Genomic DNA, 14289 nt, shown 5'->3' with positions numbered 1-14289 from the left:
AGTCAACTTCAGTCGACCTTGACGAGCTGTTCCTGCTCCGGTCCGACCGGCTGGCGCGACTTCACGAAGCGCCATCCGAGGAACAGCACCAGCGCCACCACCGGGATCGACCAGAACGCGATCTTCTCGGCGGTCCCCGCAAAGGCCATCTGCCCGATCACCAACGCCAGGAACGCGAGCGTTCCGTACGAGGTGTAAGGCGCGCCGGGCATGCGATACGACGGACGTTCGAGTTCGCCCGCCAACGCCTTCTTGCGCAATCGCAGCTGACAGATGATGAGTGTCGCCCACGTCGACACGACACCCAACGACGCGACGGCGATCGCGATGTCGAACGCCTCCTTGGGCACGGTGTAGTTGAGCACCACGCCGAAGAGGTACGCGACACCGGTGAACAGGATGCCGCCGTAGGGCACGTGGCGGGAGTTCATCTTGGCGGTGATGGCCGGGGCCTCACCCTTCTGTGCCAACGACCGCAGGATGCGGCCGGTGGAGTACAGGCCCGAGTTGCACGACGACAGCGCGGCGGTGAGCACCACGGCGTTCATGATGTCGCCGACGACCGGGATGCCGAGCGCCGAGAAGACCGTGACGAACGGTGACTCCGTGCCGGTGAAGTGGTCCCACGGCAGAAGCATCGTCAGCAGCAGCACGGAACCGACGTAGAAGATGGCGATGCGGTACACGACGCCGTTGATGGCGCGCGGCATGATCTTCTCGGGGTCCTTGGTCTCGCCGGCGGCGATGCCGACGAGTTCGATCGCCGAGTAGGCGAAGATGACTGCCTGCAACGTCATCAGCGCGATGCCGATGCCCGCCGGGAACAGGCCGCCGTGGCCGAAGGTGTTCGAGACGGACGCCGTGGTGCCGCCGATGTCCGCGTTGCCGATGACCAGGCCGGTGCCGACGACGAGGAAGACCACGATCGCGGTCACCTTGATGACGGAGAACCAGAACTCCAGCTCGCCGAAGAGCTTGACCGACAGCATGTTGATCGCGATCAACACGACCAGAGCCACCAGCGCGGTGATCCACTGCGGCATGTCCGGGAACCACTTGTGCATGTAGATCGCGACAGCGGTGATCTCGGCGATGCCTGTCATGGCCCAGTTGAGCCAGTAGAGCCAGCCCGAGGTGAAGCCCGCCCACGGTCCGATGAACTCGCGGGCGTACTCCACAAAACTGCCCGACACGGGGCGATGGAGCACGAGCTCGCCCAGCGCGCGCATGACGAAGAAGGCCGCGAGGCCGCACACGGCGTACGACAGGATCAGCGACGGCCCCGCTGTGGCGAGGCGTCCGCCCGCACCGAGAAAGAGGCCGACGCCGATCGCGCCACCGATTGCGATCATCTGCACCTGACGCTTGCTCAGCGCCTTGGTGTAGCCGTCCGCATCAGTTTCCACAGAACTCACGAGGAGGTTCCTTCCGAAAACGGAAAATTGCTCGCATCGGAACCTCCCGCGCCCCGATGCGCCGATGTCGGGGAACCCTAGCGAGTGGCAGTCATCACCAAGTAATCGGTTGGGGAAGGCTTAACGTAAGCGACGTCACACAGTGCCGCGTTTAGGTCGGACCAAATGTCTTCGACGTGCTCGAGGCCCACGGAAATGCGCAGCAAATTGTCCGGAACGCCAGAAGCACGCAGTTCTTCGCCAGGTACCAGGCGATGGGTCAAAGCTGACGGGTGCTCGATCAACGTGTCCACCGAACCCAGCGAGACGGCCGGGGTGATGAGCTTCAACCGGCGCACTACTTCGACCGGATCGCCGTGCACGCCGAACGCGATCATCGCGCCTGTACCGCGCATCTGTCGTGAGGCCGTGGGGTAACGCACGAACTCCACGGCGTCGTGCTCGGCGAGCCGCATCGCCAGCGTCGCGGCCGACGCCGACGCGGCGTTGACCCGCAACGGCAGCGTGGCCAGCCCGCGGTGCAGCAGGTAGCCGCCGAGGGGGTGCAGCACGGCGCCCGTGATGATCCTGACCTGCCGCAACGCCGCCGCGCGCTCCTCAGAGCAGGCCACCACGCCGCCGAGGACGTCGCCGTGCCCGCCCAGGTACTTGGTGCCGGAGTGCAGCACGTACTCGGCGCCGTGCAGGACCGGGTTCTGCAGGATCGGAGTCGCGAAGGTGTTGTCGACCATGACCGGCACGCTCCCGGCCTGCCGGACGACGTGCTCGATGTCGACGAGGTCGAGGTTGGGGTTGGCCGGCGTCTCGACGACGACGAGCCCGGTGTCCGGCCGGATCGCGGAGGACACCAGGCCCGCTTCGACGTACGTGGTGGTGACGCCCAGCAGACCCGACGACAGCAGGTGGTCGGTGCCGCCGTACAACGGCCGCACGGCTACGACGTGCGGTTTTCCTGCCATGACGCAGGCGGCCTGGACGACGGCGGTGACCGCCGCCATGCCGCTGCCGAACGCCACGGACGTCTCGGTGTGCTCGAGTGCCGCGAGCGCCTGTTCGAACCGGGCCACCGTCGGGTTGTGCAGCCGCGCGTAGACGGGCGAGGTGGCCCGTGCGGCTCCGGTGGCCCACTCCCCCAGCGCTTCCCCGCCGAGCGCCTGGTCAGGCACGGGGTAGGTGGTGGACAGGTCGATGGGAGGGGCGTGCACGCCGAGTTCCGCGAGGTCGTCGCGGCCGCCGTGCACTGCGATGGTCTCGATGCGCGTCATGGCCCGAATGGTGGAGACTTCCTCGGGCGGGCGGTGGACTTGCCGCAGCCGATTCGGCGGAACGGAGAAGAGCCGTGCTGGATTCGATCGACGAGGCCATCGTGCGGGAGCTGCGGAAGGACGCGCGGTTGCAGAACAAGGACCTGGCCGAACGCGTCAACGTCGCCCAGTCCACGGCGGTCGTGCGGCACCGGGCGTTGCGGGAGCGCGGCGTGATCACCGGCTACCACGCCGAGGTCGATCCGAGCGCGATCGGCCAGCACGTCCAGGCGATGCTCGCGGTCAAGATCCGGCCGCACACCAAGGAGATCGTCGACCCGTTCATGGCGTACGTGCTGTCGTTGCCCGAAACGCTCGCACTATCGCACGTGACGGGTCCCGAGGATTTCCTGGTGCACGTCGCGGTGTCGGACGTCGGTCATCTGCAACGCCTCGTGCTCGACAAGTTCACCTCGCGGAGAGAGGTTACAGAGGTTCATACAAACCTCCTTTTCTCGCACGTCAGGAAGCATTAACCGGCAAGGCGCAATGCCGGGGCGAGCTGGTCGCGCCCGTCAATGCCGAGCTTGCGATAAACCTTCGTCAGGTGGATCTCGACCGTGCGCAGTTGCACGAACAACACGGCGGCGATCTCGCGGTTCATCTTGCCCTCGGCCGCCAGTGCCGCGACCCGTCGTTCGGACTCGGTGAGCCCGGCCGGACCCGCCGCCAGTTCCTGTCTGATCAGCTCCGCCAGTTCCTCGACGCCGCAGTCGTCCGCGAGGTCGACCGCGGTCCTGAGCTCCGCGCGCGCCGGCTTGACCCGTCCGGCCAGGTGCAACGCCCGGCCGAGCGCGAAGTGGCTGCGCGCCCGTTCGAGCAGGGCCCCGGTCGGCTCCAGCAGGTCGACCGACTCCTGGAGCAGCTCGATGCCTTCCGCACCGAGGTGTTGTGCCTGCTCCCGCAACGCCGCCGCCAGCGGCAGCACCGCGCCGATCGAGCGCGCCAACCGTTCCTCGGCGTGCAGGTGCTCTCCTCCGAGGTGCAGCCTCCACGACGTGGCGTCGTTCTGGCGCACGTGCAGCCGTTGGCCGCAGTCGAGCAGGTCGCGCATCCCGTCCTTGCGCCGCTCGGCCGCGATCCTGACCCGGCCGCGCGCGGCCAGCAACGCGGGCGCCCCGAACAGGTCCGGCACCTCGCCCGGCACCAGCTCGAACACCGCCGACGCCGTCTCGACGTCGCCCATCTCCAGCAGTGCCAAGGAAAGCTCGGTCAACGTGGCGAACACCGGCGTGGACGTCCTGGCCGCTCCACAGCTCTCCAGCACGGCCAGGGCTTCCCGCGCGTCCGCCTCCGCCGCGCCGAGCCGTCCCAGGTCCCGCAGGCACGCCGAACGCGCCGTGAGCGCCGCCGCCGTGCACGGCCTGTGCTGCCACCTACGCGCGACGGTCAACGCACGGTCCGCCCGCGCGTATGCGGCCGTGAGGTCGCCACGCATCCGCACGAACCCGATGGCCTTCAAGTACGGCTCGAACTCCGACGGCCGCGACGGCAGCACGTCCGGATCCCCGATCGCCTCGGCCTCGAACTCCGGCTCCTCCCCCAGCAGCGCGAGCAACGCGGGCAGCGCGGGGTGCGCGGGATCGGCCTCGGCCAGGTGGTCCACGGCGCTGGGAACGTCCACGTAGGACTCCACCTCGCCGAGTTCGGCCAGCAGTCCGGCGGTCTGCGGCTCGGCCAGCGCCCGCCGCAGGTACCGGACGGCGTCCTGCACCCGGTTGCGCGTGCGGGCCCGGGACGCGGCGGTCGTGAGCACCTCGGTGGCCCACTCCTCGTCCTGGGGCCGCGTCTCGACCAGGTGCTCGGCGACCGCCTCGGCCGATGCGCCGGTCTCGGTGAGCAGCCGGGCCGCCGCAGCGTGCAGGTCCTGGCGCTCGGTGATGGTCAGCTCTTCCCGGAGCGTGTTGCGCACCAACGGGTGCACAAGTGCGCCTTCAACCGAGAGCAACCCCATGCGGTGCAACGACGCGATGGTGCCCGCCAGCTCGCACGGCTCGATGCCGATCAGTTCCGCCACACGCGGCAACGTCACCTCACCGCCCAGGACCGCCAACACGTGCACGGCGTCGGGTGCGTGCGTGGCGAGCCTGCGCAGCCTTACGTTCAGGGTGGGCAGCAAGGCCGGTGTCGTGAGGCCCTCGACGTGATCGATGTACGCGCGTGCGAGGTTCAGCAACAACAACGGGTTGCCACCGGCCTGCTTGCGGCAGGCGTTCACGAACTCGTCTGTCAGCGGGCCGAGTTCGTTCTCCAGGAGGGTGCGGGTGGCGGCGGGCGACAGCTCGTCCAGCCGGATCTCGCTGGTGGCGGCGGCCAGCAACTCCTCGAGGGTCTGCGGGCCCGTGCACACCTCGCCGGCACCCACTCCGGCCAGCACGAAGATCGGCAGGTGTTCGATGCGGTGCGGGAGCGTGCTCAGCCACTGCAGCGACGGCAGGTCGGCCCACTGCGCGTCGTCCACGACGATGGCGACCGGGCGTTCCGCGGCCATCTTGGCGAGCGTGCGGTGCAGGACGTGCAGTTCCGGCAGCGTGATCGGGCCCGGCTCGGCCAGCGCGTCGGACTGACCCAGCGCCGCGGCGATGCGCGGCTGGTTCTGGGCGTCACCCGGCGGGACGCACACGAAGAGACGGCTGATCAGGCCGAACGGGAGTTCCCGCTCCAGGAAGCTGCCCCGTGCGGCCAGGACCGTGAACCCCTGCCGCGCGGCCAGCTCCCGCGCGGTGGTGAGCAGTGCGGTCTTGCCCGAACCCAGGCCTCCGGTGGCGGCTATCAGGTGACCGTTGTCGGTGGCGGCTTCGGCCAGCGCTGCCGCCAGCCGCGTCGTCTCCCGGTCCCGCCCGACAAGTCCAGCTTTCGCGCCCATGGGTCTATCTGAGGCCCGTCCGCCATCTCGCCTCTATCGCCGAAACATTGGCGTTATGCCAGACCTATCAGGCGTAAGGCCGCAGTAGTCCCCGCAGCCAGCACGATGACCGCCACGAACGGCAGTTTTCGCCACGCCGCGAGCCCGCCCACGGCCACCCCGGCGGCCAGCGCCCACCCGCCGAACGACTTGCCGTTCGTCAGCGCCGACACCGCTACCAGCGCGAACAGCAGCACGGTCGCGCTCGCCGAGATCAAGTCGCGCACCTTGTCCGGCAGCGTGACGCGGTCGCGCAGCAGCGGGCCCGCGATGCGGATGGCGAAGGTGCCCGCCGCCAGGATCAGGACTGCGGTGACGGGCACGGCTCCTCCTTCTTCTTGAACACGAGCAGGCCTGCGAGGGCCAGCAGGACCGGTACACCGGCGGGCAGGAACGGCGTCGCGATAAGCGCTATCGCCGCGCCGGTCAAGGCCGCGTTGCGAGTGGCCGCGTCCTTCAGGGCGGGCAGCGTCAGCGCGAGCATGGCCGCGGGGAAGGCCGCGTCCAGACCGAACGTCATCGGGTCGCCGATGGCCTGACCTGCGAGAGCGCCCAGCAGCACGCCGGTGTTCCAGCTGAAGAACAACGCCACGCCACACGCCCAGTAGGCGGCACGCGCTCTCGTGGGATCTTTCTGCGCCATCGCGAACGCCGTCGACTCGTCGATCAGCAGGTGACTGCCGACGACGCGCGCCAGCGGACTCTTGCCCAGGACGTCGCCGACGGCCAGGCCGAACGGCAGGTGCCGCGCGTTCAGCACCAGGCCCGCCACCACGGCCGCGGCAGGGCTGCCACCTGCGGCGACGATGCCGACCGCCATGAACTGCGAGCCGCCCGCGAAGATCAGCAACGACATCAGCACCGGCATCCACCAGGGCATGCCGGTGCCCACCGAGATGGCCCCGAAGCTCGCGCCGGTCACCGCGGCGCCCAGGGCTACCGCGGCGACGTCACGGAGGAGGGCCGCGTCAAGAGTTCGCCAGATCGAACGCACCACCCATTAAGATGAACACTTGTTCTTGGTGTTCGTCAAGACGAACGGATGTACTTCTGTGTCGAACGCACCACTCGACCTCATCGCCGCCAACCTCAGGCGTGAGCGCGACCGGACCGGCATGTCGCTCAGCGAGGTCGCCAAGAAGGCGGGCATCGCCAAGTCGACGCTCTCCCAGCTGGAATCCGGCGCGGGCAACCCCAGCGTCGAGACGCTGTGGGCACTCGGGGTGGCGTTGGGCGTCCCGTTCAGCCAGCTGGTGGAGCCCGCCGTGCCGCGGGTGCAGGTGATCCGCGCCGGTGAGGGGCCTGTCATCCACTCCGAGCGCGCGCACTACTCGGCGACGTTGCTGGCGGCTTGCCGGCCGGGGACCAAGCACGACCTGTACTGGGTGGCGTTGGAACCGGGCGGCGCGCGTGAGTCGTTGCCGCACGTGCCGGGGAGCATCGAGCACATGATCGTGGCCACCGGGCGGTGCCTGGCCGGGCTCGCCGACGACCCGATCGAACTCGGGCCCGGCGACTACATCGTTTATCCCGGGGACGTGCCGCACGTGTGCAAGGCGCTCGAACCCGGGACCACGGCCGTCATGGTCATGGAGCACACGGTCTAGGTGAGACGGCTGCGCAGTGTGCGCAGCCAGGGTTCGCTGAGTGCCGGCTCGCCATCCATCGCCCGCGCGATCTTGCGTTGGACCTCTTTGGTGCGGCCCAGTGCCACTAGGTGCACAGCTTCGGCCAACGCGATGCGGGTGTGTTCGTCGCGTTTCGCCTCGCGCAGGTACTCGCGCCAGCGGTGCAGCTGGTACGACCAGGTCAGCTTCGTCTGGGTGTTGCCGAGGTAGTTCCAGACGAACGGCTCCAGCGAGACGCTCAGCACCGACGACGACGGGAGCCGGTGGATCCAGTCCGCGCCCTCGTGCCAGCGGCGGGCGTTCGGGCTGGTGCCGGTGCGGCTCGTGACGCCGACGAACCGCAGCTTGCGGCGGATCGCGGGCCAGGTCTCGCGCTCCTCGTCGATCCAGTCGTCGAGCACCGTGAAGAGCTTCTCGAACGTGCCGCCCGCCCACACGACGTCGACGAACGTCACGGGCCGTTCACGCCGGGCCAGCGAGCGGGGCGTGATGCCGATCTCCGCGGCCATCTCGCGAACGCGCCGAACCTCGTCGGGAGCGGCCTCGCGCCCCCGCACGAACGACACCGGGAGTCGTTGCAGCACCCGGTCCGCACCTTGCAGAGCGCCACCGAGCAGGTCGTACATCGAGTCGAGTGAGCGGCCCACGAACACCAGGTCGCCGTTGCCGCTGCGCGCCAGCACCTTGCCCGCGCACTCCGCGAGCTCGTCGAGGTACCAGATCTCGGGCGTCTCGACGTCGTCGAGCATGGTCCCGAGCTGGTCCGGTGTCACCAGGTCCCATCTCAACGGCATGTTCACGCCGACATGCTCGCAAGCGGGGGAACTACTACGCCAACGAGTTTCAAAAGGTTCAACAGACCCGCAATTCCGGTACCCAATTGCACGAAACAGTCCAACTTCGCGACCGGAAAATACGTTTCTGTTGCACTGATAACGCATTCATCGCTTCAATGCGATCATGCAGAAAACCTTGAGCGCTGCGATCGCCATCGCGGCCGCTACCAGCGCCTTTGCCTTCGCCGCACCCGCCGGCGCGGCTACCTCCGCCGGCGCCTGCGCCTCCCAGCTGAGCAGCGCGAGCGTCACTCTGAGCCAGACCGCCTACGCCGTGCAATTCGGCGTGGAACAGGGACCGTTCGAGAACCACGGGTTCATTTACACCGAGTTGGCGGCGGCTCGGACGAAGCTGCAGGGCCCGGCGTGCGCCGGGTTCGACCGCGTGGTGAAGGCCGAGGTCGACTCCGCGATCGCCGGCATCGACACGGGCATCGCCGAGCTGCGCGCGGGCGACTGGGACGCGAGCTGGGCCGCGTTGCAGCCCGCCGACAAGGCCGTGTCGTCGGCCTACTACAAGGTCTGGAAGATCGCGCACCCGTAGGGGGCGGCACAAGCGCCGGGAGGTGGCACCCGCCATCTGCCCGGCGCTGTCGCATGTCCGGCCGAAGATGTGGTGTGCTCGTTCGAGGGAATGTGGCAGTGCGCCGTCGCGTTGACCCCACAGCGCGATGGGCTGGATTTGATCCGCCCCGCCCCTTTAACCGTATAGCAGATGGGGGGCCTTGCCACAAGGCCCCGGGCATCGTTCACACTCATCGACCTATGCCAGATCAAGGGCGCTGTGGGGAGCACGTGGGTTACGAAGAAGAACTGCAGTCCGAGCGCGAGTACGTGGCCGGTCTCTACGCACGGCTTGATGGCGAACGTGCGCGCGTGAAGTCCGCGTACCAGTCAGCGCTGGGTGGCACCGGCGAGACCGCGATGGACCGTGACAACGAGGTGCGCGCCCGGCACCGCGAGATGAAGCGCCTCAACGTCGCCGACTACGGCCTCTGCTTCGGCAGGCTGGACGGCGTCGACGGGGCGATCTCCTACGTCGGCAGGATCGGCCTGTTCGACGAGTTCGACGACTTCGAGCCGTTGCTGCTCGACTGGCGGGCCCCGGCGGCGCGGCCGTTCTACACCGCGACCGGTGCCACGCCCGAGGGCATGCGGCGGCGCCGCCAGTTCCTGACGCGCCGCCGTGCCGTCGCCGGGTTCACCGACGAGGTGTTCGGTCAGCTCGGTGAGGATCGGGGCGACGTGGCCCTGCTGGAGGCGTTGAACGCGCCTCGCGGCGAGGGCATGCGCGACATCGTGGCGACCATCCAGTCCGAGCAGGACGCCATCATCCGGCTCGACCACCCCGGCGTGCTGGTGATCGAAGGCGGGCCCGGCACCGGTAAGACGGTCGTGGCGCTGCACCGCGTCGCCTATCTGATGTACACGCAACGAGAGCGCATGGAACGGCACGGCGTCCTCGTCGTCGGCCCGAACCCGGCATTCCTCAACCACATCGGGCGTGTGCTGCCGTCTCTCGGTGAGTCCGATGTGGTCTTCACGACCGTTGGTGGTCTTCTGCCCGGTCTTGCCGTCACGGCCGAGGACGTTCCGGACGTCGCACGGATCAAGGGCGCGCGCACGATGGTGGACGTGCTGAAGGCGGCGGTGGCGTCGTTGCAGCGGGTTCCCACCGACCCGATCCCGATCACGATGAAGGACGTGATCGTGGAGATCGGCGCCGACGTGGCCGAGTGGGCGCGGCAGGAGGCGCGGGACAGCGGACTGCCGCACAACGAGGCGCGCGCGGTGTTCCGCGAGATCGTCACGTACGTGCTGACCGAACGCGCGATCGGGCGCATCGGCAAGGGTTGGATGTCGCGGTCCGACAAGCAGGCGTGGGAGGACATGCGCGCCGGTCTGGTGAAGGACCTCGGCGACGACGACAACTTCATCGCGGCGCTCGACGTCCTGTGGCCGATCATGACGCCGTTCGAGCTCTTGTCGTCGTTGTACTCGTCGGAGGAGGAACTCGCCGCGGCGGGCGCTTCGCCGTCGTTGTACCGCGCGGACGGCTCGGCATGGACGGTCTCGGACGTGCCGCTCTTGGACGAACTCCACGACCTGCTGGGCAAGGACGGCACCGAACAGGCCGCCGACGCGGCGGCTTCGGCCGAGCGCGCGGCGGAGGCCCGGTACGCCTCCGAGGTGCTCGACGGCATGATCGGCCGCACCGACCACATGGACGACGAGGACCACCTCTTCGCGTCGGACATGCTGTTCGCCGAGGACCTGGCCGAGCGCTTCGAGGACCACGACCAGCGCACCCTGGTCGAACGGGCCATGGCCGACCGCGCCTGGACCTACCGCCACGTAGTCGTGGACGAGGCCCAGGAACTGTCCGAAATGGACTGGCGCGTCCTGATGCGCCGCTGCCCGGGCCGTTCCTTCACGGTGGTGGGCGACCTCGCCCAGCGCCGCGCCCCGGCCGGTGCCACGTCGTGGGCCCAGATGCTCGAACCGTACGTGCCGGGCCGCTGGGAATACCGTTCGCTGACCGTCAACTACCGCACCCCGGCCGAGATCATGGCCGTGGCCGCCCGCGTGCTCGCCGAGTTCGCGCCGGACGTCCAGGCGCCGGATTCGGTGCGCGCCAACGGTGTGCAACCGTGGTCGCGCCAGTTGACCGCCGCCGAACTGCCCGACGCCATCGCGGAGTTCGTGGCCGACGAGGCCGCGCTGGAAGGCACCAGCGTGGTGATCGGGCCGCCCGGCGTGCCCGGCACCGTGACCGCCGCGGAGACCAAGGGCCTCGAGTACGACTCGGTGCTCGTCGTTGCGCCGGAGCGAATCCTGGCCGACGGCCCGCGCGGCGCGGCGGAACTCTACGTCGCGCTCACCCGTGCCACGCAACGCCTCGGCGTGCTGCACCACGAGCCGCTGCCGGCCGCTTTGTCCGGGTTGGCTGAGACCGTGCGCACATGAGCGAATAATGGGTCACACGAAGGCCTGACCAGGCCTTAGGATGGGCGGAAGTCTGGGGGGACTGCTCGCGTCGGCCAGACGACACATTCGCGTCCGTGCCGAATTGGGGGCATTCCATGACGACTCCGCCCATCCCGCCCGCCTCGCCCGAGGAGCCCAGCAGAGCCTCGGTTCCGCCGGTGGAGGCAGCTACGCCCGCGCACGCACCGGTGGAGCCGATCCAGCCTGTGCACGCGCCGGTCGAGCCGATCGCGCCGGAGGCAGCGAGCGGTCCTGCCGTGCTGCCCAGCGAGTCGATCGCGGCCCTCCCGTCGTACCCGACCGGCCCCGGCTACTCCGTCGGTCACACCGGCCCTCCCCCGCCCGCCCCGAGCGTGCCGCACAACCCGTGGGCAGGACCGTCCGACCCCACCCGCTACCAGTCCTCCCCGTACAGCGCTCCGCCCGTCCCTCCACAAAGGACCTCCAACGCGCCGCTGATCGTGGGACTCGTCGTGGGTTCCTTGCTGCTGCTGACGCTGGCCTCGGTCTTCTACGCCGTCGTGAGCCGGAACGTCTACATCGCGACGCCCACCAGGACCACCGACCCGATGACGTACGCGGTACCGACCACGAACCCCACCCCGCTGCCCCCACCGGCCCAGATCGGCGACTGCGTGAAGCTGTCCGGTCCGTCGTTCAACCTGGACTACGAGAAGCTGGCCTGCGATGCGGGCATGCACAACTACACGGTCAGCAAGGTGCTCAGCACCCGCAGCGAGAAGTGCGGCGAAGACCCGGACGCGTACGTGAAGTACGAGGGATGGGACGGCCGCAAGTCGTCGCACCTGTGCATGATCCCGGTGTTCGTCGACGGCCAGTGCTACAACTTCGACACCGCCAGTCTCAACGCCGAGTTCCTCACGTCGGAGTGCAGCTTCCTGGTGGTGAGGGCCAAGGTGCTGCCCAACACCGTCGACAAGGCGGCGTGCGGCCCGAATCCCGCGCTCGCCCTGGCCTACCCCGAGATCAAGACCACCTACTGCTTCACCCAGGCGGAGTGAGCCCGTGAATCCCGAAAACCCTTGGGCCGCACCGCAAGGCCCGGAGCAGAGACGTCCCGACGAGCGCGACGACATGTACGGCCCGATCGACCCGGACCCGTTCGGCGCGTACTCGGGTTCCGCGCCGCAGCACGAGCGGTCGGCGCCGGACGTGCCGCGCCCGTTGCTGGACGTGGCGCCCCAGCACTCCGCACGCGCCGGGCTGCTGATCGGGCTCGGGCTGCTCGTGCTCGTCGTGGCGATCGGTGCCGGGCTGTTGTGGTTCGTGGGCAAGGACGACATGAAGTTCAGCACCGGCGGCGCCACCACCGCGGCACCGACCACCACCACGAGCAAGCCACCGCCGTTCGCGCTCGTCGGCGACTGCGCGCTGTTGCAGGGCACCACGTTCGACGTCCAATACACGAAGACCGACTGCGCCGAGAACAAGCACAACTACGCGGTCGTCAAGACGATGCCGACCAACGAGAAGTGCGGCGAGCAGGAAGAGGCGTACGTCAAGTACACCAAGGGATACGGCATGAACGTGTGCCTCGTGCCGGTGTTCGTGGACGGCGAGTGCTACGACTTCTCGCGCGCCGCGCTCCAGGCCGAGATCCCGAAGAGCCCGTGCAGCGGCCTCGGGGTCGCGAAGGCGAAGGTCCTCGCGAACACCGTCGACAAGGCGGCGTGCGGCCCCAACCCCGCACTCGCCCTGGCGTACCCCGAGATCAAGACGACCTACTGCCTCACGATCGGCTGACAAACCGCACGACCGAGGCGCCGAACGGCTTCGGCGTGCTCTTGCCGTGGACGTCGGCCTCGGTGGCGGCGCCGGTGCACTGCACCACGCGCCCGCGCGCAGCACGAACGGGCGGTCAAGCGTCTCGCGGAGGTGTGCGACCTGCGAGGCCGTCAGCGCGAGGGTGCGCACGTCCGCCGAACCCCACGCAGCCCTTGTCGAACTCGGCCGCGGACAGCGACGCCCCGACTGGCAACGGCGCCGCGGCCATCTCGGCCTCGATGGACTGCCGCAGCGCCGCGATCTCGTCGTCCCCGCGCCCGCACCCCGCCACCAGCAGCGACAACACCAGCGCCACAACGCGAAATCCCCCTGCCATGAAGTGGATCACGGCAGGGGGATCGCGAAACCGCAGGAGTTACCAGCCGCGCTCGGCCAGGCGGTGCGGCTCCGGCACGTCCTCGACGTTGATGCCGACCATGGCCTCGCCCAGGCCGCGCGAGACCTTGGCGATGACGTCGGGGTCGTCGTGGAAGGTGGTGGCCTTCACGATGGCCTCGGCGCGCTGGGCCGGGTTGCCGGACTTGAAGATGCCCGAACCGACGAACACGCCCTCGGCGCCGAGCTGCATCATCATCGCGGCGTCGGCCGGGGTCGCGATGCCACCGGCGGTGAACAGCACGACGGGGAGCTTGCCGTTCTGCGCGATCTCCTTGACGAGCTCGTACGGCGCCTGGAGTTCCTTGGCGGCCACGTACAGCTCGTCCTCGGGGAGGTTCTGCAGGCGGCGGATCTCCTGACGGATCTTGCGCATGTGCGTGGTGGCGTTGGAGACGTCACCGGTGCCGGCCTCGCCCTTGGAGCGGATCATGGCCGCGCCCTCGGTGATGCGGCGCAGGGCCTCGCCGAGGTTGGTCGCGCCGCAGACGAAGGGAACCGTGAAGGCCCACTTGTCGATGTGGTTCGCGTAGTCGGCCGGGGTGAGGACCTCGGACTCGTCGATGTAGTCGACGCCGAGCGACGCCAGGACCTGGGCCTCGACGAAGTGGCCGATGCGGGCCTTCGCCATGACCGGGATGGAGACGGCGTTGATGATCCCGTCGATCAGGTCGGGGTCGCTCATGCGCGCGACGCCGCCCTGGGCGCGGATGTCGGCCGGGACGCGCTCCAGTGCCATGACGGCGACGGCGCCCGCGTCCTCCGCGATCTTCGCCTGGGTGGCGTCGACCACGTCCATGATCACGCCACCCTTGAGCATCTCGGCCATGCCGCGCTTGACGCGGGCGGTACCCGTGACCTGATCAGTGCTCACCTGGGCAACCTTTCACGAGGGGAAGTCTTGGTGAACTCACCGTACGTCCGACGTGGCCATCTCGCCCAAGCCACTGGAGCCGCAAAACGGAAGGCCACTTTCCGATCAACCGCAGGTCGTGACCCTGCTCACTGCGTTCGATGGCCGCTCCTTCGGAG

14 protein-coding genes are annotated in these 14289 nt (G+C 68.8%); 6 read left to right on the top strand and 8 right to left on the bottom strand.

The window, feature by feature from the left end; genetic code table 11:
- Positions 1-8: 8 nt before the first annotated feature.
- Together JNUCC0626_RS49290 and JNUCC0626_RS49285 are read right to left on the bottom strand one after the other, a co-directional pair.
- Positions 9-1352 (bottom strand): amino acid permease, encoded by a 1344-nt coding sequence (locus JNUCC0626_RS49290; protein WP_394622268.1) that lies wholly within the window; start codon positions 1350-1352, stop codon positions 9-11.
- 140 nt (positions 1353-1492) lie between these two features.
- Complete coding sequence (locus tag JNUCC0626_RS49285) at positions 1493-2680, bottom strand: trans-sulfuration enzyme family protein (RefSeq protein ID WP_394617495.1); 1188 nt, start codon at positions 2678-2680, stop codon at positions 1493-1495.
- A 74-nt stretch (positions 2681-2754) separates the two neighbouring features.
- On the opposite strand from JNUCC0626_RS49285, the gene JNUCC0626_RS49280 reads away from it, so the two are divergent.
- Positions 2755-3195: an Lrp/AsnC family transcriptional regulator gene (locus JNUCC0626_RS49280; protein WP_394617494.1), complete on the top strand. Its 441-nt coding sequence runs from the start codon at positions 2755-2757 to the stop codon at positions 3193-3195.
- Here the strand turns inward: JNUCC0626_RS49280 and JNUCC0626_RS49275 are convergent.
- The 3 genes from JNUCC0626_RS49275 to JNUCC0626_RS49265 are packed head-to-tail and all read right to left on the bottom strand — an operon-like array spanning position 3192 to position 6618.
- Positions 3192-5585, bottom strand: a complete 2394-nt coding sequence (locus JNUCC0626_RS49275; protein WP_394617493.1) for a BREX system ATP-binding domain-containing protein — start codon at positions 5583-5585, stop codon at positions 3192-3194. The two genes, JNUCC0626_RS49280 and JNUCC0626_RS49275, sit on opposite strands and share 4 nt — an antisense overlap.
- Positions 5586-5638: 53 nt before the next feature.
- Entirely contained in the window at positions 5639-5947 is a 309-nt protein-coding gene (locus JNUCC0626_RS49270; RefSeq protein ID WP_394617492.1) for an AzlD domain-containing protein, read from the bottom strand.
- Positions 5926-6618, bottom strand: a complete 693-nt coding sequence (locus tag JNUCC0626_RS49265) for an AzlC family ABC transporter permease (RefSeq protein WP_394617491.1) — start codon at positions 6616-6618, stop codon at positions 5926-5928. Before JNUCC0626_RS49265 ends, JNUCC0626_RS49270 begins: the two co-directional genes overlap by 22 nt.
- Positions 6619-6676: 58 nt before the next feature.
- Between JNUCC0626_RS49265 and JNUCC0626_RS49260 the strand changes: the two genes are divergently transcribed.
- Positions 6677-7231, top strand: coding sequence for a helix-turn-helix domain-containing protein (locus JNUCC0626_RS49260; RefSeq protein WP_394617490.1), 555 nt, complete (start codon positions 6677-6679; stop codon positions 7229-7231).
- On the opposite strand, the gene JNUCC0626_RS49255 is transcribed toward JNUCC0626_RS49260, so the two are convergent.
- Positions 7228-8052, bottom strand: a complete 825-nt coding sequence (locus JNUCC0626_RS49255) for a hypothetical protein (protein ID WP_394617489.1) — start codon at positions 8050-8052, stop codon at positions 7228-7230. The genes JNUCC0626_RS49260 and JNUCC0626_RS49255 overlap by 4 nt on opposite strands.
- 160 nt (positions 8053-8212) lie before the next feature.
- On the opposite strand from JNUCC0626_RS49255, the gene JNUCC0626_RS49250 reads away from it, so the two are divergent.
- The 4 genes from JNUCC0626_RS49250 to JNUCC0626_RS49235 all read left to right on the top strand — a co-directional run bounded on the left by JNUCC0626_RS49250 (position 8213) and on the right by JNUCC0626_RS49235 (position 12840).
- Positions 8213-8632 carry a hypothetical protein gene (locus tag JNUCC0626_RS49250; protein ID WP_394617488.1) on the top strand — a complete coding sequence of 140 codons (420 nt, stop codon included), beginning with the start codon at positions 8213-8215 and terminating at the stop codon, positions 8630-8632.
- Between the two features lie 221 nt (positions 8633-8853).
- Complete coding sequence (gene helR, locus JNUCC0626_RS49245) at positions 8854-11055, top strand: RNA polymerase recycling motor ATPase HelR (protein ID WP_394617487.1); 2202 nt, start codon at positions 8854-8856, stop codon at positions 11053-11055.
- Between the two features lie 116 nt (positions 11056-11171).
- A complete protein-coding gene (locus JNUCC0626_RS49240) occupies positions 11172-12098 on the top strand; it encodes an LppU/SCO3897 family protein (protein WP_394617486.1) in 927 nt (308 codons plus the stop codon).
- Positions 12099-12102: 4 nt separating this feature from the next.
- Positions 12103-12840: an LppU/SCO3897 family protein gene (locus tag JNUCC0626_RS49235; RefSeq protein WP_394617485.1), complete on the top strand. Its 738-nt coding sequence runs from the start codon at positions 12103-12105 to the stop codon at positions 12838-12840.
- A gap of 115 nt (positions 12841-12955) precedes the next feature.
- On the opposite strand, the gene JNUCC0626_RS49230 is transcribed toward JNUCC0626_RS49235, so the two are convergent.
- Positions 12956-13198 (bottom strand): hypothetical protein, encoded by a 243-nt coding sequence (locus tag JNUCC0626_RS49230; RefSeq protein WP_394617484.1) that lies wholly within the window; start codon positions 13196-13198, stop codon positions 12956-12958.
- A gap of 39 nt (positions 13199-13237) precedes the next feature.
- Positions 13238-14131, bottom strand: coding sequence for a pyridoxal 5'-phosphate synthase lyase subunit PdxS (gene pdxS, locus JNUCC0626_RS49225; protein ID WP_266041383.1), 894 nt, complete (start codon positions 14129-14131; stop codon positions 13238-13240).
- Between the last annotated feature and the right edge of the window lie 158 nt (positions 14132-14289).

This window comes from Lentzea sp. JNUCC 0626 (assembly GCF_043632865.1).
Taxonomy (GTDB): domain Bacteria; phylum Actinomycetota; class Actinomycetes; order Mycobacteriales; family Pseudonocardiaceae; genus Lentzea.
This window is presented reverse-complemented; position numbering and strand designations above follow the sequence as displayed.